Below are 22861 nucleotides of genomic sequence, written 5' to 3' on the forward strand. Positions count from 1 at the left end.
CCCTCCGACACAGTAACTTTTTCTGAAATAATTTTCATTTTTCAGCCTTACCCATTAGTAATCCTCATCAAATCCTAAGCAACCATTACCCCATAGTAGAATTGCGCTGGTTTTTCTCTTTACGAAAGCGGGTAAATTCAATATACTCAAGTATAAAATTTCTTTCCGCCTCACTAAACGTTTCCCCCTGGCAATTCAGTTGCCCTGAAGCGTCAAAAAAATAAGGGTCTTGCGACTCCTTTAGCACCTCACCCTGTACATCTCGACCCAGCATAATCCAATCCAGACTGGCATCAAAAAAAGAAGCAATTTCAATGAGTTTATTCGTGCCCGGCGTCGTTTTTCCTCTTTTCCAATCTCCGAAGTTCCCTGTACTAATGCCTAACTGCTGGCAGAACGCCTTTTTCGTCATTCCCCGTTCCTTGATGAGTTCCTCAATGCGATGATAAATAGATTGCATAGAAGTTCCTTCCTCCCTAGCAGGCTCTCAAATAACGATATCATGTTCTCTGTTTCCATTTCAAAGATCACGTATGCTAAAATTACCGAATTATGTATGTTGGTTTCCATTATACCACAACACGCAACAAAAACCGCCTGTTTTCCGAAGAAAGGGCGGTCTTTAAGCCAGTTCACTTACGCCAATCACGTAGCAGAGTTGTCGATTTTAAGTAAGATATGCTTCAACTCATTCAAAGTTTCACTCAGATGTAATAAATCTTCTTCTGGCAGATACACCAGTCTTTCTTGAATTTTATTGGAGAAGTTATGAAATACCTGTTCACAAAAAGCATCGCCTTCCTGTGTAATCGCCACATTCACGACTCTGCGATCCGAATCACACGATTGGCGGTCAGCCAACCCATGCTCCACCAGCTTATCCAGAAGAGGAGTCATGTTTGGACGTGAGACATTAAGTTGTTTGGACAAATCGGATACTGTAGACGAACGCACTTCACGCAGAAGCATGAGCACCTGAAAGTTATTAGGCGACAAATGCAACGGAAAATCAAGCGGACCGTAGGTGAAAAATTTCTTCTTCACAATCGGAAACAAGCCCAAAATATTTTCTGATATATTTCCTAACAGTTGAGTGTCCATATTTTTCACCGTCACTTCTTAAGTTTATATATTTATTATTCTATAACATTCTGGCGTTATATTATACTATGGAATCATTATTTCATCATAATCATTACTTTATTACATCACTACACAAATAAAAAAAAGCCTCTACCTCGAGAGACTTTTCCGTTTATTCCATTGATGCGGTCGAGAGGACTCGAACCTCCACGAGCGTACGCTCACTACCCCCTCAAGATAGCGTGTCTGCCATTCCACCACGACCGCATAACAAAATATAAATGGTGAGCCATGAAGGACTCGAACCTTCGACACCCTGATTAAAAGTCAGGTGCTCTACCAACTGAGCTAATGGCTCATGCTGTTCATCCAAGCTGTCCGCCATTAGACCAGACCTCAGGAATTTCCCTTAAGCATGCAACATGTAGTCTATAAAGACAACAATGACCCGTAGGGGATTCGAACCCCTGTTACCTCCGTGAAAGGGAGGTGTCTTAACCCCTTGACCAACGGGCCTTATTATTATGCGCCAACTTGGCGACAAGAAAGAGTATATCAAATAGAATAACGAATGGCAATACTTATTTTTGAAATTTTTAAAAAAGCAGTTTTTATAATTACAAAATGCGTATTTGCTTAAAATAACTTATCTAAAATCACTTAAATCCTGAAAATACCGATAAATGATTGCAATATCACTTGCATTTACTTATAATCACTTACGAGATACCGAAATAATTATATATCCGAGGAGCTTTCTATGTATCAGGAAGAACGAATGTTAAAAATCGTTGATTACTTACAGCTTCACAAGCGTATTTCGGTGGATGATATTTGTGAATTTTTTAATGTTTCACGAGATACGGCCCGTCGAGACTTGGTAAAACTTGAGGAGCATCAAAAAATTATTCGCACTCGTGGCGGCGCTCTTCTCCCTACACTTCATCATGATCCAATTGGAAATTATAACGAAAGACTACTTACTGTATCCGAGGAGAAACAAGTGATCGGACAGCTGGCTGCCAGCATGGTACGAGATAAGGATCGTATTATATTGGATTCCTCTACCACCGTGCAGGCGTGTGCAGAAAGACTGAATGTGCAGGAATGTTCGGTCATCACCAATTCAATCAATCAGGCTGACGTGCTATCTGGAAAAGACGGTGTCTCCATACATCTGTTGGGAGGCCGCCTGCAAAAAGAACACCGATATGTATATGGCTCCTCCGTGATCGCCACTTTGTCTCACTATTTTGTAGACAAAGCCTTTATCGGGATTGGTGGTATATCTGCCCACGGACTAAGCCTGATTCATGAAGAAGACGGTATGCTGAAGCATCAGATGATGAAGCAAGCAGATCAGGTGATCATCCTTGCAGACCATTCAAAATTCGGAATCAATTTTCCATATCGCTTTGCCGATCTGTCTGAAGTTAATATCGTGATCACCGACAGATTGCCAGAACCAGCGATGCTGGAAATTTTGCAACATTATGATGTTGAAGTTGTTGTACCCTCATAAAATATGAAACTGCTTAGCTAGAACTCAAGATTTATCACAGAGATATCGAAAGACAGGAGTTGGAGACAAATGAAACTGTTTGCGATTGATATGGATGGAACACTGCTGAACGAGGAAGGAAAAATAAGCAAAGTGAACGCGGAGGCTATACGCCAAGCACAGAAGCAAGGCGTTCAGGTGACAATTGCCACTGGTAGAGCCGCTTATGACGCCTGGACGAAGCTAGAGGAAGCAGAACTTATAACTCCCGTCATTGGAGCAAACGGCGCAACCGTACACGATGTGCATCGTCGTCAGTTAACCTCTACTCCTATGGGCCGCAGTGAAACGTTTGAAGTGCTGAGCTGGCTGCACGACAACGACTTTTACTATGAGGTCATGACAGACCGCGCTATTTATTCTCCACAAAACGGACATCAGCTACTTGCTGTTGAAATGGACCGATTGCTGAGCGCCAACCCGGATATTTCGCTGGATACTTTATTACACGCAGCTGAAAAACAATATGAACAGACCGGACATACCCGCATCGCTTCATATGAGGACATTCCACTGGATGTAGAGATTTATAACGTGCTCTGTTTCTCCTTTGATCAAGCCAAATTGGATCGGGGCCGTGAGCGTTACCGAAGTTTTCAGGGCCTGAACATGGTCATCTCTTCAGACCGTAACTTTGAAGTCGAGCATAGGGACGCGTCTAAAGGTAATGCATTGCGTTATCTGGCGAATCATCTGAGCATTCCCATGCAGGAAGCTGTAGCGATTGGGGACAGTTACAACGATATCTCCATGCTGACAATGGCAGGAAGAGGCATTGCCATGGGCAATGCAAAAGACGACATTAAGGCCGTCTGCTCCGAAGTGACTTTGACTAATGCAGAAGATGGCGTCGCTCATGGTCTGTTGAACATACTCAAGACAGTCGAGGCTGACACTGTGAAATAGAAGTCATTGGCTGCGTACAAGCAGGCTGACGTCGCTTCATGCTCTACGCAGCACGTTCGTCTCTCCATTTAAACGAATTTTAGTCCACCGTTATCTCAAAGCAGATATAGACGAAAAGGACGCTCGCAAGCATCATTACAATGCATACGAGCGTCCTTTTTCTACTTAAAATACCAACGGAGAGAGAGGGATTCGAACCCTCGCACCGCTTTCGCAGCCTAACCCCTTAGCAGAGGGTCCCCTTATAGCCACTTGGGTACCTCTCCATGGCTCCCCGAACAGGACTCGAACCTGTGACAACTCGATTAACAGTCGAGTGCTCTACCAACTGAGCTATCAGGGAACATTACTGTAAATGTTCATACAGTATGGTTAATTTACCATGATTCAGGGGGTGCCGTCAAGTGCCAACAGGCGAAGTTTACCTCCACATTTCCCACAGCGATACCGCTGAGGATTCATCTTACGCTTGCGCATATACTCCTGCTTACAGGAAACGCATACTAGCTTGTAACGATAAGGCTGAGGCTTACGTTCCGTTCTTCCCGGCAGAGTCTGACAATGCCTGCTTCCTCCTACACGGGTCAGCCATGCTTTGAAGTCAGCATCTCGATGCTGATAGCCCATTCCACGCAAATGTAAATGATAATGGCACAGCTCATGCTTAATAATTTTCTCTACCTCAGAACGTCCGTAAGCTGCGAGTTGATGTGGATTAATTTCAATATGATGACTTTTCATAAAATACCTACCGCCTGTGGAAGACAGGCGCGCATTAAAGGTGGCTTGATGTCGAAACGGGACGCCGAAGCTCTCCAGCGAAATGCGCTCTACCCATTCTTGTAGCTCTTCATTACTCATAGAACGGCTCATTGAATGGTTCATTGAATTGCTCAGGGACTTGGACTCCATCCTTACGGTCTCTCCTCCTTTGCTCCTTACTGACAAGCATATTATAAAATAACGGCCGAAGTCTAACCCCCAATTCATAAGCACACTTTAGGTATCCACCCCATATGCTAAACATACAGATGTAACGCAGAGGAGGAGATCGGCTTGCCTCAATGGCTCAGCAACCAGCTCATGCGGGCCTTTTACAAAAAGGACCGGCGCCAAATTAAACTGTTGAACGATTGTTGGTTTTTTTATCATAAAGCACCTGGCGTGGAGTTCGATGCCAACAACGGGTAAAAGCTAAAGGCATCCAAAAATGAAAGCCGGAATCTCCGATGCAGTTCGGAGATTCCGGCTTTTGTTAACCCTTCACAAAAAGGTTGTACAGCATTATTTAAAGTATTATGCCTGCGATTGCGCCTCTGCAGGAGGTTTCATCGTCAGACCAACCCTGCCTTTTTTCAAATCAATATTTAACACCCACACCGTTACGTTATCACCGACAGATACGACATCCATCGGATGCTTTACGAAGCCGCTGCGCAGCTGTGAAATATGAACCAACCCGTCACTTTTAATACCGATATCGACAAACGCGCCAAAATCAATGACATTGCGGACGGTTCCCTGAAGCTCCATACCTGGTGCCAGATCCTCGATCTTCAGCACATCCTTGCGGAATACAGGCAACGGCAGCTCGTCACGCGGGTCACGGCCCGGACGCTGGAGGCTGTCGAGAATATCCTTCAGTGTCGGCACGCCGACTTCCAGCTTCGCGGCCAGTTCGTCAATGTTGGACACGCTCAGCGCTTCCATTGCAGCCTTGGTGCCCAGATCGTGGGCACTAATGTTCAGTTCCGCCAACAGGCGGTCTACGACAGCATACGATTCAGGGTGAATCGGTGTGCGGTCCAGCGGATTTTCTCCACCCGGTATACGGATAAAGCCTACAGATTGCTCGTAGGTTTTTGCACCAAGACGCGGCACCTTCTGCAACTGACGACGGTTGCTGAATTTACCGTTTTCCTCACGGTACTTAACGATGTTTTTGGCAATCGTCGCATTGATTCCTGCTACATAGGATAACAGCGCGGAGGAAGCCGTGTTCACATCCACACCAACATGGTTAACGGCTGATTCGACAACGTCCTTTAAGCTTTCATCCAGATGTTTCTGCGACACATCATGCTGGTATTGACCTACACCAATAGCCTTCGGCTCAATTTTAACCAGCTCAGCCAGTGGGTCCTGCACACGACGTGCGATGGAAGCCGCACTACGCTCGGCCACGTCCAAATCGGGAAATTCCTCCTGTGCCAGCTTGGAGGCAGAATATACGCTCGCGCCGGCCTCATTGACGATCAGATACGCTAGACTGCTGTCACCAATGTCCGCGATGACTTCCGCTACGAATTGCTCTGTCTCGCGCGAAGCGGTTCCGTTACCAATGACAATCAATTCGATACCGTATTGGGCAATCAGCTGCTTGAACTTTTCAGCAGCCTCGCGCTTCTTGTTGTTCGGCGGTGTCGGATACGTCACAGCCACTTCCAGCAGCTTGCCGGTGTCATCGACAACCGCCAGCTTGCAGCCTGTCCGATAGGCTGGATCGACACCGAGCACACGTCGGCCCTTGATCGGAGCCTGTAGCAACAGGCTGCGCAAGTTGCCTGCAAAGATGGAGATGGCCTGCTGCTCGCCCTTCTCCGTCATTTCAGCGCGTACTTCACGCTCGATAGATGGCGCGATAAGTCTTTTATACGCATCCTCAATGACACTGCGCAGCAAATCTTGCACAACAGACGATCCTTTAATCACTTGGCCTGCCACGTAATTATAAATGGAATCTGGCACTACCTCCAGACCAACCTTAAGAATGCCTTCCCGTTCCCCGCGATTAATCGCCAGAATACGGTGAGGTGGCATTTTCTTGGCGAGTTCACGATAGCTGTAGTAGTTCTCATACACGGATTCTTGCTCCGCGTCCTTCGCTTCGGAGGTCAACATACCATGGTCCAGCGTATATCGGCGTACCCATTGGCGAATAGCCGCATCATCCGCTATATTTTCAGCTAAAATGTCCAAGGCCCCTTGGATGGCCGCCTCGGCGCTGTCCACTCCCAGTTCCGCATTTACATAAGACTCGGCTTCTTTCAGAGCATCGCCCTGTTTTGGCTGGCTCCAGATCCAGATAGACAGCGGCTCCAGTCCCCGTTCCTTTGCTACACTGGCGCGGGTTTTGCGCTTTTGCCGATACGGACGGTACAGATCCTCCACTTCCTGAAGTTTAACCGCAGAGGTGATAGCCGCCTGCAGGTCTTCCGTCAGCTTGCCCTGCTCATCAATAATGCGGATGACCTCTACCTTACGATCCTCCAGATTACGCAAATACACTACACGATCTTCAATTTCACGTAGCTGATTTTCATCCAGCTCTCCTGTCATTTCCTTACGATAACGCGCGATAAAAGGAATTGTATTCCCTTCATCCAACAAACTGATCGTTGTCCGGATTTGCTTGAGTGCCAGCGACAGCTCTCTCGCCACTTGTTTGACAATCCGCTCTTGGCGTTCTGCTTCGTTCGGCTCCTGCCGGATTTCCGTCTTCGTTTCCTCGTTAGACAAACCTATCCCTTCTTCCTCACAGCTCTTGTCATACACCATGTCTTTCATTATCACAAAAAATGATTCAAAGCGCCAGCAGGTGACGTTAAAGCAAGCCCTACCTGCAATTTTCATTGGACACGCAAAAGGACAGCGCCCAAGCGCTGCCCTTTTCCCGTTTCACTCGTCGTTCCATCACGCTAAAAATCAATCAAACCGAGACTGATTTGTAGCGAATCGCTCACTTTGCGCATGGTTTCTTCATCTAAGTGGGTGATTTTGTCGGTAAGCCTTTGCTTGTCGATCGTCCGAATTTGCTCCAGAAGAACAACAGAATCACGATCAAAGCCATGCGTCGCCGCGTCGATTTCCACGTGTGTAGGCAGCTTTGCCTTCTGAATCTGAGCGGTGATAGCTGCCACGATCACGGTAGGACTAAACCGGTTGCCGATATCATTTTGAATGATCAGCACAGGTCTGACGCCACCTTGCTCGGAACCGACTACGGGTGAAAGGTCTGCAAAAAAAACGTCGCCGCGCTTTACGATCAATATGGATTACACCCCGCTAACTGTACGGCCCAAGGTGCTGTTTGCATCTTCCTCCGCGTGAAAGGCTTCGGATGCCATGGTCAAGTTAATTTTAGCCATTTCCATGTATCCACGCTGCATAGCTTCACGAATGTAACGTTTTTTACGTTCGCCTACATACAGCTTCATGGCCTGCCTGATAAATTCACTGCGGTTGGAATTTTCCATAGCTACGATCCCGTCCACTTCCTGCAAGAGATGATCTGGCAAACTGATCATTATTCTTTTGGTGTTCTGCAAATTGGCCAACTTCTCTTCCACCCCCAAAACCTTGTCGCCATTGTACCATTATAACGTTATTCCCGGTAATTTATTCAAACGGAATACAAGAATGTATATGATATTCGTATATCATCTATGCTGCATTCCATTATAAACTACGCAGTTCGTTTTCGTACAGGCGTTTGATCCCCGAAATACAAGTGTCAGCGGAGCCTGATGCGTCTTTTGACAGTTATAGCGCTCTTTTCTTTCCTTTGTACATATTTCGGGACGTTCTGCGAAAACTCCTGCTTTTATTCGGTAATTTGCGTTATGAAATTAATTCCAGTAGGTTGGAAGAAGCGAGTTCACTCGAATAACAGGAACATGACCTCGTGTGTATACACGCGGTACCCTGTCTGCGATCATGCAGATCACCTCATAGTGGATCGTACCAAGCTTGGATGCCAGCTCATCCGCGGCGATAGTTTCGCCGGACTGCTGGCCGATGAGAACAACCTCTTCGCCGGTTTGGATTTCTTCCGCATCTTCTGCGAAAGATTGTAAGGATACCATACACTGGTCCATGCAAATCGTACCGAGTACCGGGACGCGGCGACCGCGTATCAACACTTCGATCTTCCCACTCAGCATGCGGGAGTATCCATCCGCATAGCCGATTGGCAGTGTACCGATCCGTTCTTCACTGGAGGTTACATACCGGGTGCCATAACTAACTCCCCAGCCGGGAGGAAGCGTCTTGGTGTAAACCACCGCCGTCTTCAATGACAATACAGGTAGCAGCTCAATGACCTGCCGGTTAACCTCATCAGACGGATACAGACCGTATATACTGATACCAACCCGCACCATATTGGGGGAAAGAGAAGGGGTATCAATGGTAGCGGCGCTGTTGGCCGTATGTATAATGGGAATGGTGATATCTTGTTCCCTTAGCGCTTCCGCCACGCCCCGAAACCGATCATATTGTAGCAGTGTATAGCTTTTGTCTTCTTCATCCGCGCGGGCAAAATGGGTGTACATGCCTTCCAGCAGCACTTGTTCTAATTCGTTAGCCTGCCGGACAAAAGCCATAGTCTCTTCTCCAGGCAGCAAACCCAGTCTTCCCATGCCGCTGTCTATTTTGATGTGCACCTTCAGCTTGCGTTCGTTTCCTTGGCGGTCCATTCTGCGGATACCCTCCAGCACTTCCTCACTGAACACTGTCAATGAGATATCATGCTCCCAAGCCGTTTGTACAGCTTCCGGTGAGGTATAACCAAGTACTAGAATTGGTAGCTGAACCCCCGCATGACGAAGCTCCAACGCTTCATCCAGAAAAGCGACGCTCAAATAATCCGCACCAAGGCGTTCCAATTCCTTTGAAATTTCCACGGCACCGTGTCCGTAGGCATTAGCCTTGACACAGACCAGTATCAGCTTATCCGCTGGCAATGCCTTGCGAAAAGCTTCATAGTTGGCGCCAAGGTGATCCAGGTTGATTTCGGCCCGGGTCGATCTGTATTGTGCTTGCAAATCCAGTCACCTTCTTCAATTGTTAGCCTGTAACATAACCTTTTACCATTCGGAGTGTGGCAAAGTACTTGCTTCCAAAGGTTAATGGTAATGTTCAAAAACCTGGCTGTCAATGGCAGGGGGGCTTTACCAGCCTCCTCTACATCTCTACAATAGAACAGGATATACAAGCGGTGCACATCTTAGACTGCGAATGAACAAAAGACGGATACGGGCGGCAGCAGAGCATTTTTACACTCTAGACCGTCTGCATCCGTCTATAAAGTTTTATTTACCCGATTGATCCTGTATAGAAGCGGCAATTTGTATCATTTCGCTTACAGGCAGGTCAGCACTGGTGATTCTGAACTCGATTCCGTCATTCATCCAGGTCATCGTCTGCTGTTCGCTTCCGGTCAGAACGGCAAAGCTCCCACCAATATCAACCAGTTCGCCTGCGGCCAGTGCGACCGCCCGATCTTTTGGACGCGCCTCCACAATGGTATAATTATACGTCCCACTATACCGCAGCATCACCGCATGTGTACCATTATCCTCCAGCTCCGGCGTATCCTTGATCTGTACTCCGGCTGGCGTATAGGACGGTTCGATCAAGCCGAACTCACCCATCACAGCTTCTGCCGCATCTGTTCCCGCTGACGTTCCGTTTGCGGCGTCCGATGTACCCGGGGTTTGTTGCTGCGCCTCTGCGTTGGCTGCTGCGTCCGGTTTGGACGTATCGTTTGTGGCAGTTCCGTCTACCTTTGCTTCCCCTGAAGGCTGCTGAACTGCATCCCCTGCTGTTCCCTGCTCTTGTCCGGGTTCGCCAGACGTCACGCCAGTGGTCCCATCCATCGCACCGGAAGGATCAAGCTGACCGCTGGGATCCACTGCTCCAGAAGATGGCGCCCCTTCACTACCCGTACTGGTCTTACCTGAAGCCATATTCCGCTCCATATCAAAAGAGTCCTTGTCAAACTTCGTATCAAAAGCAAATTGATCGAATTTCAGATCAACAACTACCTTGGCATTCGCATCAGACACCTGTACCTGAGTGGGTGCATAGTCATTTTTGGACAGCCATATCTTTTGTCTCACCAGCGCATGGCTGTTGTAATTTGCTGCCACATCAAACACATAGGATTTATCGTCGGTAGCCAACTGACGGGAGGCATCGCCGATAATGCTGCGAACCAACGTTTCATATAAATATACTTGACCCTGATTGTTTGGCCAGTCGCTTTTGAAACGGAAGCTTTTGTTCAGGCTAGGTGTTAGTACAAATACACCCTCATCATTACGAAGCACAATTTGCGTAACATCCTTTTTCTCGTTCGTCATGGCAATTCGGTAATAGGACGGCTTGCGGTAGGAAATATCCACCTTGTATTCCTGCGGCGTGTCGCCGGTATGCAGCGTCATCAAAGCTGTACCGTGGTAGCTGTTCAGGTCGCTCACCACGTCACTCAAATCTTTAACCACATCGTCCGCGCTCTTCTTGCCGCACCCGGCCAGCAGCAGCGTTACACACATGACCATGGCGAGCATCCATGAAATCCGGCGCATGTCATCAACCCCTTCAGCACATGTTTTAAATGAATTAGTACATGTCTATGAAGGACTTGTTCGATTTATGCAGACTGGCATGACAAGCTTGAACGTATCCTTGCGTAATGCTATAAAATCTTTTGGAGAGTGATCATAAATTCATACAGAAAATAAATTGAAAAACCGATCAAAACCACGCCTGCACCGATCGTAACCCACTTGATGGCGGTTCGATTCATGGCTTTTCGTGTTGTGGCTACGAGGGTCATCAATCCTAAATCATGGATAAGAATACCGAACAGAATACCTAAACCAACAACCAAGAATTGACTTGTGTTTGACTGATCAAATGAGCTTGCCAGCACAGTCCCAAAAACACTCACCCAGAACACTAAATTCCCCGGTGAAACAGCTACAAGCAGTCCATTTTTATAGGAAGAAAATAATGATTTCGTCTTTTTTTCTCCTTCCAGCGCAATATCATGATCCGCATTTTTAATACTGTCGTACCCTACGTAGCACAAAAAAAGGGCTCCAACGAACCACATAATCACTTGTACAACAGGTAATGACAAGACTGAGGCCAGACCAAAATACAAGCCAGTGATTAATAACAAATCAACAGTCATTCCTCCAAGGCCGACAATCCATCCATGCATGAACCCATTTTTCAGTCCCTGCTTCGTCATTTCAACCGTAATTGTACCTACAGGTAGTGCTATAGAGAAACCTAGTAAAACATATGTAATAAACAATGCCATTTCAAAACCCCTTTCAAATGTATAAAAATGATAATGAGCTAAGAACATTTTGTACAAAATCGGATTCATTGACCAAGTTTGTCCATTGAGTATTGAGGGTTCAGCGCTTATCATAGCTTTTGTGATAATAATTCTCATTTGCAAAATTCTGAATCATTCTATTATACGGAGGTTGCTATGACCAACAAGAACTCGACAATCAACAAAAAATCCACTCGACAATACACTGCTCTCATCTGCCTATTCTTTCTTATGGGGACATTGCTGCTGGGATGCGGCCCATCTGAAAATCAGACTGCAAGCAGCAACACAACAGCATCTACAAAAACATCGGAAGCTGCCACAACTCGTGACTACACAGACTATAAGGGACATACAGTGAACATTCCCACGACTCCTGGGCGCATTGCTTACTTCGGAGAAAACTATGGGGATCTACTGGTTTTAGGCGTACAAGCTGTAGGTACATCGACTTCTATGATTGAAGGCAAGGTTTATGAAAAGCAGGTTCAGAACGTGGCCGATCTGGGGTTCCCGATTAATTTGGAAAAAGCCTTGGAACTACAGCCTGACCTGATCATTACCGCCGATACAGATGAAAAACAATACGCAACGTTAACAAAAATTGCACCTACAATTATGTTCGATACCTTTGCCCCGTTAAACGACCGTTTGCTGCATCTCGGAGACATTGTGAACAAGAAAAAGGACGCTGAAGATTGGCTTGCCCAATATAAAATAAAGGAAGCGGAGATGTGGACCAAACTTCACGCAGAAGGTGTTAAGGCGGGGGAAACAGCTTCAGTCTTTACCTACTATCCAGGTGATCGTTTATTCGCAATGGGACGGACAGGACTGTCACAAATACTGTATGAAAAGAATGGTTTCAAACCTACCCCTCCTATTCAGAAAGCACTGGATGAAGACAAAGGATTTGTACAAATATCTCAGGAAGTGATCGGACAATACGCTGGAGATCGGATTTTCATACTAAGAACACCAAGTTCAGAAGCCCAACAATCCACCGAACAGTTAATGAAAAGCAAGCTGTGGCTCCAGCTTCCTGCTGTCAAACAGGGACGTGTGTACATTCAGGATATTGGCAAAACTGAAAGTGATGCTTCCACTCGAGAATGGCTGCTGGAGGAATTGCCCAAGCTCATCAAATAAAATTGGAGAAGCTTATCAACACTTGTTGATAGGCTTCTTTTTTGTTGAACCTAAAGGAGGTATACTTATATATATATGATAACCATTCTCAATAAAAGGAGCAATACCGTGAACCAGTCTCCGCCGTCCGTATATCCTCCCCCGTTCAGCTCACTGCTTTTTCATTTTAAAGAAATTGCGTTGGTTGGTGAGCCTACCGATGAATTATTATCACGTCCCAATTCATATCACTGTCTGCTTATGTTCATCTGTGGGACAGGGATGGTGGACATTGGTCCAGAGCAGTATCTATTCCATACAGGTCATGGGTATTGGCTAGCTCCAGGTGAATCCTATCAAATCGCTCCTCTGAATGGAACTGTACCTGAATATTACAAAATCACATTTGAGGTCATTGCTTTGCTGTCAGAACCACAAGCGGACATGGCCTTGGCTGAACACCCATCGCGTATGCCATCCATATATCATGGGCCTGTCCTGCCGAGACCGCGCGAATGCATCGTCTCCTCTTCTTCCTCCAAACTTATTCAGTTGACTGAAGAGTTATTTCATTGTACCCAACAAACGGTACAGTCGCATAACCAAACATCTGTATTACGGCAGCAAATCATGTTTCAAGAGTTGCTCTTGCTGTGGCAGGAAGACCACACCCCTATTGATCAAAATAATACCTCTTATCCGGCATTGCCAGCATCGGTAGAAGGCACTCTCTCCTATATGGAAAACAACTATGAAAAGCCCATTACCGTCAAGCAGCTTGCCGAGCAGGCGAACGTTTCCATATGGCAGTACTCACAAATGTTTCGTAAAATCACAGGCAAAAAGCCGCTGCATTACCTCACTGAGCTGCGCTTGAATCATGCCAAGCGGTTGCTGCTGGATTGCAAACGGCCTTTACGTGAAATTGCCCGTCAGGTTGGTTTCTCTGACGAATATTATTTTAATCGACGGTTTAGGCAAATGACCGGGATTCCCCCTGGCAAGTACGCACTTTCTGTCTCCGGTTCTGTGCGCGTCAAGGATTGGACGGGTCACCATATTCATATTCCGCGCCGAGCAAGCCGCATCATCTATCATGGAGAAACGATGGGTGATCTATTGGCATTAAGGGCCAAAGCCGTCGGCGGAAGTCTGCGACTCAGTGAATACAGCGTCTATAAACATCGTCTTGTGAACGTCGCCGATGTGGGCCTTCCACTGGATACCCGCTTGACCAGCGCTCTTGATCCTGATCTAATTATCATCGCCAATTCGGACGAACAGGAATATGAGCGCATTGCCAGCATCGCTCCCACCGTCACCTTCAACTCCTTCGCCACACTGGAGGAACGGATGCGTACACTTGGCATCTGGCTCGGTAAGGAGCGAGAGGCCGAACGCTGGTTGTCTGCCTTCACAGCCCGTAATCTGGCAATGTGGCAGCAGCTCGGTACGCAAATCACAGCTGGAGAAACAGCCTCCGTCTTCATCTTCGATCATGGCGATCGGCTCTTTGTCATGGGTATGTCTGGATTCTCTTCGGCCCTCTACCACCCCCAGGGCTTTCAGCCCGTTGAGCCGATCCAAAAGGTGCTCGACGAGGGACACGGCTTCGCGGAAATAGATCCGAACGAATTGCCTGATTACGCCGGGGACCGCATTTTTATGCTTGTCCCGACAGCCCCAGAATCCAAACGTACGCTGGAACGCATGATCAGCAGCCCTCTCTGGGGCAGCCTCCCTGCTGTACGTCAAGGTCGGGTATATTTCGTAGAAGCTGACCGCTGGAACTGGAGCGATGCCATGACCCGGCAAAAGCTGCTTACTGCACTGCCCAAACTGCTTGGCACTTCATCCTGAGAAGCTGCCATTTTTCTAAAGATACTACATTAGACCTTGAATGCTTCCATCTGCCTCCAGCGACATATGCTCAGCCGCTGGGGATTTGGGCAATCCTGGCATCGTCATAGTATTGCCTGTTTCCACGACCACAAAGCCTGCCCCTGCGGACAAGGAAACGCTGGATACGTGAATGGTAAAGCCCTCCGGTGCACCTAGCAGAAAAGGTTGATCTGAGAAAGAATACGGTGTTTTGGCCATGCATACAGGCAGTTGTCCAAAACCAAGCTGCTCCATACCGGCCAACGCCCGTTTGGCCGCAGGAGTGTAAGCTACCTCTGCCGCACCGTAAATCTCCTTCGCAATGGCACTAATTTTCGCTTGCAAACTAAGGGTATGCTCATACAATGGTGCAAAATGGGCTTTGTCCTCCTGGAGCAGGTTGAGCAGGCTTTGGGCCAGCTTTTCTCCCCCTTGGCTTCCCTGTGCCCACACCTGTGACAGCTCTACGGGTACTCCCAGCTTGCGGCATTCCGAGAAAATCAGTTCCAGCTCGGCTTCTCTATCTGTTACAAAATGGTTGACCGCTACCAGTACTGGCACGCCAAACTTTTGCAAATTCCGTACATGCCGGTTCATGTTGGCTAATCCAAGTTGCAATTGCTCCAGATTTTCTGCGTCCAGCTCATTTTTAGCTACACCGCCATTATATTTCAGCGCTTTGGCGGTTACGACCAACAGAGCGGCATCTGGCTGCAAACCGGATTGACGGCACTTGATATCAAAAAACTTTTCTGCCCCCAGCTCAGCCCCGAATCCAGCCTCCGTGACGACCACCTCTCCCAGCTTCAAGGCTAGCTTCGTACCGATCAAACTACTGCATCCATGTGCAATATTCGCAAAAGGTCCACCATGCACAATAACTGGAGTTCCCTCCAATGTTTGCACCAGATTGGGTTTCAATGCTTCCCGAAGCAGCACAGCCATACCTTCCACCGCATGTAGTTCCTCAGCTGTTACCGTTTCGCCATCTTCGTTATAACCAATTACCATCCGACCCAATCGCACTTTAAGATCGTCCATATCTTCACTTAAACATAATACCGCCATCACTTCTGAAGCTGAGGTAATCAGAAAGCCACTTTCCCTCACCGCTCCATTACCTGACCCCAATCCGGTCACAATATTTCGCAAACTTCGGTCGTTCATATCGACAGCGCGTTTCCACACGATCCGCTCCGGTTTCAACCTCAAAGCATTTCCATGAAACAAATGGTTATCGATCATCGCTGCCAGCAAATTATGCGCAGCTGAAATCGCGTGAATATCACCTGTAAAATGCAGGTTAATGTCTTCTGCTGGAACAATCTGGGCTTGTCCTCCCCCGGTTGCTCCTCCTTTCATGCCGAAGCAAGGGCCAAGGGACGGCTCACGCAACGCAGCAACGGTTTTATGCCCCAGCGCATTCAGCGCCTGTGACAACCCGATGGTTGTCAGCGTTTTTCCTTCTCCCGCCGGCGTGGGATTCATCGCCGTAACCAGCACCAGCTTTCCATTCGGGCGATCCTTTAACTGCTCCCACAGGGACGGATTCAGCTTTGCTTTATATTTTCCATACGTCTCCAGATGTTCTTCTTCAATTCCTGCTTCTTTGGCTATATCAATAATCCTCTTCATCTTTCGTTATGTACCCCCCGTTTTGTAAGTCTGACCAATGGTGCCAAACCCTGTATCGTTTTATTTTACCAAAGTGTGCCGCTTATTGCGCTATGATTCATTTCATCGCAAGCGTTGCTATCATGTGAGTTATAAAAAAAGAGCATCCCCCGTCCGCATGGACTTTGGTGGATGCTCTTTTGATACGTCTCGTTTAACAAACAGCTCTCAAATTAACCTGCAAAGTTAGCAGCGTAATTTTCAGCAATAAATCCCTTAGAAACCAGGACAGCTTGGGATTTCTTAGTAGCAGGACCATAGCCTTGGGTCAACAGATCATTAATATGTAAGCGGTTATAAATGAAGCAAAATACAAAGTTGGACGCGCCACTCGTAAGGACCGATACCAGAAAAATAATAACTGCCCACTTCCAATCCCCTCTAAACAACGCAGGGAAAAAACCGAAAAAGAGCGTAGTCCATGAAAAACCTACTTTGCGTTCCTTGATCATTCCAGTTTTATTTCTTAATTTAATCTTCATTTACCCCTTACCTCTCTTTATATAGTCTTTTAGAACTATATTAGATTATATAGGACAGAGGGAATAAATGGAACTTAATTTCGGTAAAATCATAAATTTCTCAAATACTTTCTAGTTTATAATGTTTTTCTAGCATTTCTTTAAAAACATCAACAGGGTACTTATATTCGACTGTTTTGAAAACAATCCGGTTATTCCACTGGTTTTTTTCCAGCTCGCACCCATGCTCCATATCCAGTTCTTTCATGATAAAAATAATCTCATCCAAGGTTCCCATTACACTATGACTATTCGTCGTAGTAGCCAGCATCTGCTCGCCTTCCTGTGTGTATGCCTTTACAATCTGTTCATCAAAGCCTTCGCTGATCATTAATTCCTTCAAGGCTTGCATAAAAAGAGCTGGCAGGTTGTTGTACTGCGATTTTTTAATCCCAAAAAGCGTGATGCTTAAGCGGGATATATCATGCATAAACACTATATTTTTTCTTCGATTAAGTAAAAACAAGCTGGCATGCCAACTATTCAAAGGCGGATAAATATCAACTTGAAGTGGTTCCGTCTCCCATTCCTTCAGCAGTTTTTGTGTTCCTCGTATAACAAACATCGTTGTTCTCCTTTATTGACGGTCCTGTACCGCAGCGTAATTCGACATACCTAATCTCTCACATGAGGCACGTCCCAGATATCATAACACCGTATTCCAAACATCGGATTGTAAACTCTTTCAGTATAATATAGGAAAGCGGTGAATTTCCAGTAATTTGATTACATCTTACGCTGGGGTTGGAGAAAAAAATCTACTTCAGTGCCTTCAGGTTGAGAATATTTAGATCATTTCATGTGGTGGTTAAAGCAATCACCTAAGTGTGAGTAATCAATTATATTTGAGACTGATTTCATTACTTTTAACGGCACATGTTTGAGAGAATATTAATAGTAATTTTGGAGAAAGTCTTGCCTCTACAAGGTTTTCTCTTTTATCTAAAAAAGAATAGTTAATTCTAACTGAATAAAGAATATAGTAGAGTTAAGTCACATGTCAGCAGATTAACTGCTCTAAGTCAAAATCATAAGAAAATCAGTATTAAAAAGCTGACTTCTCGGGATAAAAAGTCAGCTTTTTACGATTTAGACCAAGACCTTTTCTGATTATTCACAAATGGATTGCGGTTTAAATAGTGTTTTTTATTCTTGTCTACTAACTATACTTTTAATATTTTCTTTAAATGTACTTAGTTTTTGCCCATCAATATATTGATTGTTTTCTGCGTCAATACTATTAAGACTAGCTTGTTCTTTTAACGCCTGATTGACCGCATAAACGTTTCCGTTTTTAATGTCAAACTTACCTTGATATTCACCAGCCACAAAGTAAATTGGATTAATTTTAGGATCTTGGCCCTTTTTCAAAAATAGAACGAGTTCATCGCCTTGCTTAAGGTAGGGATTGTCTGTTTTTTCAACAATATCGTCTTTTTTTATTCCTAATTGGGTAATAACAATATTTTTTTCTGATTCTGTTCCTTTAATCACATCAGTCAATTCTGCATTATACCGTGTAGAATCCTCCTCTGGTAAAGTCCCCTGAATACCTGTTATTTTTACCTGTGCAACCAAATCTACAGCATTAGTCAAAGCATCAAGTGTATCATAAGATTTACTTAGGCTTAGGCTTGTAATAACTTTGGTTTTTCCGTTTTTTTCAGGCTCAGGTTTATTCGGTGTCGCTTGTTTTGAGTCTGCAACGATTGGTGCATTATTTGTTGTTGGTTGGAGAGCATCACTTTTTACTAAATACCCAACCACACCCACAATGGCCACGGCAGCTATTGTTGTAATAATATATTTCTTCATTTAACTTACCTCCCTTATTAATAAAGATCATTAATACCAAACACATCTTCGCTAGGCTGTGGAGTGTAAATTCCCCAATTATCATAGCGTTGTGGTGTAGTTGGATACATCAAGCATTTACTAAAGTCTTCATCTAGTCCTAAGACATGTCCTAGCTCATGGGCAGCCACTGATTGTGCCTTCTGAGAAGAATAATTTTGGGTGAAGGCGGTATTGAACCAGCTATAGGAACTATAGATATAAGAAACTAAAAAGTTTATCAAATCATTAGTTCGCCCAGAAGAGTAGTAGTCGGAGACATTCATTACGAAAATTTATAAAATATTACTCACACCAAGCGCTTTTCAGACAAGCCAATACATCCCATATTGCAGTTAAAGGTTATTAGAATCAAGCTTTTCAGTTTTAACAATGTGCTTATTTTTATTACAGCCACCAGGGTTTCGAATTTTTTGCCCACCCGCAGTCAACCTTCTCACCACATTTTTATATACAAAAATGGGGCTGTACGCCTTGCTTCTCTTAGGTTTTTCAACTTTTCATCATGTTAGAGAGGTTGGGAAAAAACGCCCCTTCAAATCTCCTACGAACATTCCCCACTCAACTTCAATGGATATTTATTATGGAAATCCCCTCCACTGCTCTATATAATTCAGGTACAGTTCGTCACGCGAGCTTAATCTAAAAATTAGGGGTGTTCCACACCTATGCCACAGCATATTTTACTTATTGAAGACGATCTATCCATTGCCGAAATGCTACTCAAAGCACTCACTAAGGAAGGATACAGCCTAACCACTGCCTATGACGGGGAAGAGGGGCTTCTTGCCTTTGAACGTCATACCTATGATCTGGTACTGGTGGATTTGATGATGCCGAAAGTGGAAGGTATGGAGGTGATCCGCCAGATCCGTACCCACAGCGCCGTGCCGATTCTGATTATGTCAGCCAAGGACAGCGACGTAGATAAAGCGCTTGGATTGGGCTTTGGGGCAGACGATTATGTTGCCAAACCTTTTTCAATGCTGGAAATGACGGCTCGTATTCGGTCCGCGATCCGCAGATCTACTACATATGCCCGTCAGCAACAGCAGGAGGAACATCCGCAAGCACAAGTTTTGACCTACGGCAGTCTGCGCATTGATTTTGATCATTTTACAGTCATACGCAATGAAAACGAAATTCAGCTAACAGCTAAAGAGTCCGATATTTTGAAGCTGTTTGTAACCAATCCGAACCGGGTATTTACAAAAGCACAATTATACGGATTTATTTGGAAAGACGATTATATGGGCGACGAGAACGTGATTAACGTCCATATTCGCCGCCTGCGTGAGAAAATCGAAGAAGATCCCTCTCATCCTGTCCACATTAAAACACTATGGGGCATTGGCTACAAATGGGAGAATGGTTGATATGAACATCCAAAACATTTCTGAATGGATTATCGTCCTCATCATGTCAGTCGTTATCATATGGCTTTGGCGGGAGCGTATGGCCTATAAGCGTAAAATAAAGGATATCCGAACCCTACTAGAGCGAATAGTGACGGTGAATCATGCAGAAAAGCTGCTATATGTCACAGGTGACGTTGAACTGCAGCGACTCATGACGGAAATTAATCGACTGCTGGACTTGAATCTCAGAGTGTCTGCAGATTACAACCGTAGCCAAATTGCTATGCGCAAAATGATTTCGAATATTTCCCACGATCTCAAGACCCCGCTTACGGTTGTGCTTGGATATGCCGAGATGCTGGATGGCGATCCGACTATTTTGCCGGAAGAACGTATAAAGCTGCTATCCAAAATTCATCAAAAGACAAGCGAAGCGATTGAGCTGATCGGGAGCTTTTTTAGTTTGGCAAAGCTGGAAGCTAATGATACGGATATTCCGTTGACTCGGCTAGAGGTGGGAGAACTATGTAGACGCAGCATTTTAGAGTTTTATGACCTGCTGACTGCACAGGGGTTTACTGTGCATATTGAGATCCCGGAGCACCCCATTCATGCCTTGGGGAACGAAGGAGCGATTGGGCGGGTGCTGAACAATCTGATCTCGAATGCCATTCGCTACGGGGCAGACGGACGGACGCTCGGTCTGGCTCTATCGGAACAGCAGGATACAGTGCGTATAGAGGTATGGGATCGTGGAAAAGGCATACAGGAATCTGAGCAAGATAAAGTTTTTGAACGCATGTACACACTGGAGGACTCCCGCAATAAGGCGGTACAAGGCAGTGGACTGGGCCTTACGATTGCCAAACGCCTGGTTGAAGCGATGAACGGAGAAATTCAATTGACCAGTAGACCTTATGAGCGGACGGTCTTCTCTTTTACATTGAAGAAAATCAACTATTAATCGTACTGAACATGCTCAACTTAATAAATTTGTAAGAATCACGAAAGAAAAATGAACATTTCGCCCTTTATCCTTGAATTATCAGCAGTATACGAAGGGAGAACACCTATGACTTACGTAATACGTACACATCAGTTGACCAAGGCCCTGAAGGGCAACGAAATTGTAGCGGGAGTCAGTATGAATGTGCGCAAGGGAGAAACCTATGGCTTTCTCGGCCCTAACGGGGCGGGCAAGACAACGATGATGAAAATGATTACGAATTTACTCAAGCCGACATCGGGTGAAATTGAATTATTCGGTGAGAAATTAACGCCAAAGTCGTATCATCTGCTCGGACGGATGGGTTCGATTATTGAATACCCGATTTTTTATGACAGGCTGACGGCGCAGCAAAATCTGGAACTTCATTGTGAATACATGGGTTATTATAATAAGCAGGCTGTTCGGGATGCCCTGGAATTAGTGAATTTGCGAAATGCGGGTGACAAGCCGGTAAAAGACTTTTCACTGGGAATGAAACAGCGTCTCGGGATTGCCCGCGCTATTGCGACTAAGCCAGAGCTCCTCATTTTGGATGAACCAATTAATGGTCTGGACCCAGTGGGAATCAAGGAAATCCGCCAATTATTCCACATGCTATGCAAAGAATATGGGATGACTCTGCTCGTGTCCAGTCATATTTTAGCGGAAATAGAGCAGATTGCGGATACGGTAGGCGTGATTAATCACGGAAGGCTGATTGAGGAAGTGTCGATGGAGCAGGTGCGGGAAACCAATACAGAATACATCGAATTTACGACCAACGATTGTAAAAAGGCGACCTACGTCCTCTCCCATCATCTGAATCTGAATAATATAAGGGTGCTCAATGAACAGAGTATACGTATTTACGATTCAAATGTACCGCAGAAACAAATTACGAAGACGCTCATTTTAAATGATATAGAAGTGGATTCCATTCATCAGAAAAGCAGCACGCTGGAAGACTACTTTTTGCGGCTGTTAAACGGAGGTGATCTCCATGCTTAAATTGATGCAATTGGAGCTCAAAAAATTTCATCTGGCGGGTTATATCCGTTCAGCACTGATCGCCAATGCATGCATTCTTGGGCTGCTCTGTATCATCGCGCTGGACAGCCAAAGTACAGGAATACCCGAATTTACACAGTACACTCAGCTTCTCGATCTCATGGACATGCTGGTTCGAGGCACATTTATTGTGTTTGCCTCCGTTCTCCTGTGCCGCTTTATCGTTGGGGAATTTAAGTCCAAATCGATTACGATCCTGTTCATGTATCCGATTCACCGTCAAAAGCTGATGATCGCCAAGCTCTTGGTTGTGCTGCTGTTTACGTTCTTGTCTATTGTTATTTCGGAAATAATCATTACGGCTGCTATTCATCTGCTCAACCAGTTTTTCTTGATTGTACCGGATAACCTTACTCTTTCGATACTGGGTCAACAATCAGCACGGACGCTGATCAATGCCGTTGCTGCCAGCTTTATGGGACTGGTTCCGCTGTATATGGGAATGCGAAGATACTCTGTACCCACCACCATTGTAACCTCAATCCTGATTGTAGCATTGCTTTTCTCCAATAATAACGGCGCTACACTTAGCTCCATTGCCCCCGTGCAAATCGGCTTCTCTTTACTGGGAATGTTTGTGGCTTATGCAGCGATTCGACGTATTGAGTATAAGGATATTACCTCGTAATATGTAACTTAGTAAAGCGCTTTCGAAAAATAGATGAAAATCATTGTTAGATATACACACATTTTTCACTGGACTTC

The 22861-nt window shown here is 45.5% G+C and carries 23 protein-coding genes and 5 tRNA genes; 9 read left to right on the plus strand and 19 right to left on the minus strand.

The window, feature by feature from the left end; all coding sequences use genetic code 11:
• Positions 1-85: 85 nt before the first annotated feature.
• From AC5ELV_RS04720 to AC5ELV_RS04740, 5 genes are all read right to left on the minus strand, one after another.
• Positions 86-460 (minus strand): helix-turn-helix domain-containing protein, encoded by a 375-nt coding sequence (locus AC5ELV_RS04720; RefSeq protein ID WP_493429301.1) that lies wholly within the window; start codon positions 458-460, stop codon positions 86-88.
• A gap of 185 nt (positions 461-645) precedes the next feature.
• Complete coding sequence (locus AC5ELV_RS04725; RefSeq protein ID WP_493429302.1) at positions 646-1101, minus strand: MarR family winged helix-turn-helix transcriptional regulator; 456 nt, start codon at positions 1099-1101, stop codon at positions 646-648.
• Between the two features lie 166 nt (positions 1102-1267).
• A tRNA-Leu gene (locus AC5ELV_RS04730) sits at positions 1268-1350 on the minus strand.
• 15 nt (positions 1351-1365) lie between these two features.
• Positions 1366-1441 (minus strand) — tRNA-Lys (locus AC5ELV_RS04735).
• An 86-nt stretch (positions 1442-1527) separates the two neighbouring features.
• A tRNA-Glu gene (locus AC5ELV_RS04740) sits at positions 1528-1599 on the minus strand.
• Between the two features lie 244 nt (positions 1600-1843).
• Between AC5ELV_RS04740 and AC5ELV_RS04745 the strand changes: the two genes are divergently transcribed.
• Complete coding sequence (locus AC5ELV_RS04745) at positions 1844-2605, plus strand: DeoR/GlpR family DNA-binding transcription regulator (RefSeq protein ID WP_013309250.1); 762 nt, start codon at positions 1844-1846, stop codon at positions 2603-2605.
• Positions 2606-2674: 69 nt separating this feature from the next.
• Complete coding sequence (locus tag AC5ELV_RS04750; RefSeq protein WP_493429303.1) at positions 2675-3550, plus strand: Cof-type HAD-IIB family hydrolase; 876 nt, start codon at positions 2675-2677, stop codon at positions 3548-3550.
• 177 nt (positions 3551-3727) lie between these two features.
• On the opposite strand, the gene AC5ELV_RS04755 is transcribed toward AC5ELV_RS04750, so the two are convergent.
• The 3 genes from AC5ELV_RS04755 to AC5ELV_RS04765 all read right to left on the minus strand — a co-directional run bounded on the left by AC5ELV_RS04755 (position 3728) and on the right by AC5ELV_RS04765 (position 4462).
• Positions 3728-3816, minus strand: a tRNA-Ser gene (locus tag AC5ELV_RS04755).
• Between the two features lies 1 nt (position 3817).
• A tRNA-Asn gene (locus AC5ELV_RS04760) sits at positions 3818-3893 on the minus strand.
• A gap of 44 nt (positions 3894-3937) precedes the next feature.
• Positions 3938-4462 carry a SprT family protein gene (locus AC5ELV_RS04765; protein ID WP_493429304.1) on the minus strand — a complete coding sequence of 175 codons (525 nt, stop codon included), beginning with the start codon at positions 4460-4462 and terminating at the stop codon, positions 3938-3940.
• 144 nt (positions 4463-4606) lie between these two features.
• Between AC5ELV_RS04765 and cmpA the strand changes: the two genes are divergently transcribed.
• Entirely contained in the window at positions 4607-4741 is a 135-nt protein-coding gene (cmpA, locus tag AC5ELV_RS04770; RefSeq protein WP_007429337.1) for a cortex morphogenetic protein CmpA, read from the plus strand.
• 105 nt (positions 4742-4846) lie between these two features.
• On the opposite strand, the gene AC5ELV_RS04775 is transcribed toward cmpA, so the two are convergent.
• The 6 genes from AC5ELV_RS04775 to AC5ELV_RS04800 all read right to left on the minus strand — a co-directional run bounded on the left by AC5ELV_RS04775 (position 4847) and on the right by AC5ELV_RS04800 (position 11663).
• Positions 4847-7069, minus strand: a complete 2223-nt coding sequence (locus tag AC5ELV_RS04775) for a Tex family protein (RefSeq protein WP_493429305.1) — start codon at positions 7067-7069, stop codon at positions 4847-4849.
• Positions 7070-7248: 179 nt separating this feature from the next.
• Positions 7249-7599, minus strand: coding sequence for a type II toxin-antitoxin system PemK/MazF family toxin (locus AC5ELV_RS04780; protein WP_007429335.1), 351 nt, complete (start codon positions 7597-7599; stop codon positions 7249-7251).
• A gap of 6 nt (positions 7600-7605) precedes the next feature.
• Positions 7606-7887: a CopG family ribbon-helix-helix protein gene (locus AC5ELV_RS04785; RefSeq protein ID WP_007429334.1), complete on the minus strand. Its 282-nt coding sequence runs from the start codon at positions 7885-7887 to the stop codon at positions 7606-7608.
• A 291-nt stretch (positions 7888-8178) separates the two neighbouring features.
• Positions 8179-9375, minus strand: a complete 1197-nt coding sequence (gene alr / locus AC5ELV_RS04790) for an alanine racemase (protein ID WP_493429306.1) — start codon at positions 9373-9375, stop codon at positions 8179-8181.
• A gap of 267 nt (positions 9376-9642) precedes the next feature.
• Positions 9643-10920, minus strand: a complete 1278-nt coding sequence (locus AC5ELV_RS04795; protein WP_493429307.1) for an outer membrane lipoprotein-sorting protein — start codon at positions 10918-10920, stop codon at positions 9643-9645.
• Positions 10921-11030: 110 nt separating this feature from the next.
• Positions 11031-11663, minus strand: a complete 633-nt coding sequence (locus tag AC5ELV_RS04800) for a LysE family translocator (RefSeq protein ID WP_493429308.1) — start codon at positions 11661-11663, stop codon at positions 11031-11033.
• 177 nt (positions 11664-11840) lie between these two features.
• Here AC5ELV_RS04800 and AC5ELV_RS04805 point away from each other — a divergent pair, with 177 nt between their 5' ends.
• Positions 11841-12833, plus strand: coding sequence for an ABC transporter substrate-binding protein (locus AC5ELV_RS04805; RefSeq protein ID WP_493429309.1), 993 nt, complete (start codon positions 11841-11843; stop codon positions 12831-12833).
• A 108-nt stretch (positions 12834-12941) separates the two neighbouring features.
• Positions 12942-14672, plus strand: a complete 1731-nt coding sequence (locus AC5ELV_RS04810) for an ABC transporter substrate-binding protein (RefSeq protein WP_493429310.1) — start codon at positions 12942-12944, stop codon at positions 14670-14672.
• A gap of 24 nt (positions 14673-14696) precedes the next feature.
• On the opposite strand, the gene AC5ELV_RS04815 is transcribed toward AC5ELV_RS04810, so the two are convergent.
• From AC5ELV_RS04815 to AC5ELV_RS04835, 5 genes are all read right to left on the minus strand, one after another.
• On the minus strand, positions 14697-16328 hold the full coding sequence (locus AC5ELV_RS04815; protein WP_493429311.1) for a formate--tetrahydrofolate ligase: 1632 nt from the start codon (positions 16326-16328) through the stop codon (positions 14697-14699).
• 212 nt (positions 16329-16540) lie between these two features.
• Positions 16541-16849 (minus strand): hypothetical protein, encoded by a 309-nt coding sequence (locus AC5ELV_RS04820; RefSeq protein ID WP_493429312.1) that lies wholly within the window; start codon positions 16847-16849, stop codon positions 16541-16543.
• Positions 16850-16949: 100 nt separating this feature from the next.
• Positions 16950-17453, minus strand: coding sequence for a DUF6933 domain-containing protein (locus AC5ELV_RS04825; protein WP_493429313.1), 504 nt, complete (start codon positions 17451-17453; stop codon positions 16950-16952).
• 581 nt (positions 17454-18034) lie between these two features.
• Positions 18035-18703, minus strand: a complete 669-nt coding sequence (locus tag AC5ELV_RS04830) for a hypothetical protein (RefSeq protein ID WP_493429314.1) — start codon at positions 18701-18703, stop codon at positions 18035-18037.
• A gap of 17 nt (positions 18704-18720) precedes the next feature.
• Positions 18721-19008, minus strand: a complete 288-nt coding sequence (locus tag AC5ELV_RS04835; protein ID WP_493429315.1) for a matrixin family metalloprotease — start codon at positions 19006-19008, stop codon at positions 18721-18723.
• Between the two features lie 402 nt (positions 19009-19410).
• Between AC5ELV_RS04835 and AC5ELV_RS04840 the strand changes: the two genes are divergently transcribed.
• The 4 genes from AC5ELV_RS04840 (at position 19411) to AC5ELV_RS04855 (ending at position 22784) form a co-directional block, all read left to right on the plus strand.
• Positions 19411-20118: a response regulator transcription factor gene (locus AC5ELV_RS04840; protein ID WP_493429316.1), complete on the plus strand. Its 708-nt coding sequence runs from the start codon at positions 19411-19413 to the stop codon at positions 20116-20118.
• 1 nt (position 20119) lies between these two features.
• Positions 20120-21064 carry a sensor histidine kinase gene (locus AC5ELV_RS04845; RefSeq protein ID WP_493429317.1) on the plus strand — a complete coding sequence of 315 codons (945 nt, stop codon included), beginning with the start codon at positions 20120-20122 and terminating at the stop codon, positions 21062-21064.
• 108 nt (positions 21065-21172) lie between these two features.
• A complete protein-coding gene (locus tag AC5ELV_RS04850; protein WP_493429318.1) occupies positions 21173-22096 on the plus strand; it encodes an ABC transporter ATP-binding protein in 924 nt (307 codons plus the stop codon).
• Entirely contained in the window at positions 22089-22784 is a 696-nt protein-coding gene (locus tag AC5ELV_RS04855; RefSeq protein ID WP_493429319.1) for an ABC transporter permease, read from the plus strand. Before AC5ELV_RS04850 ends, AC5ELV_RS04855 begins: the two co-directional genes overlap by 8 nt.
• Positions 22785-22861: the final 77 nt, after the last annotated feature.

The sequence above is a fragment of the Paenibacillus sp. NMA1017 genome (assembly GCF_058895805.1).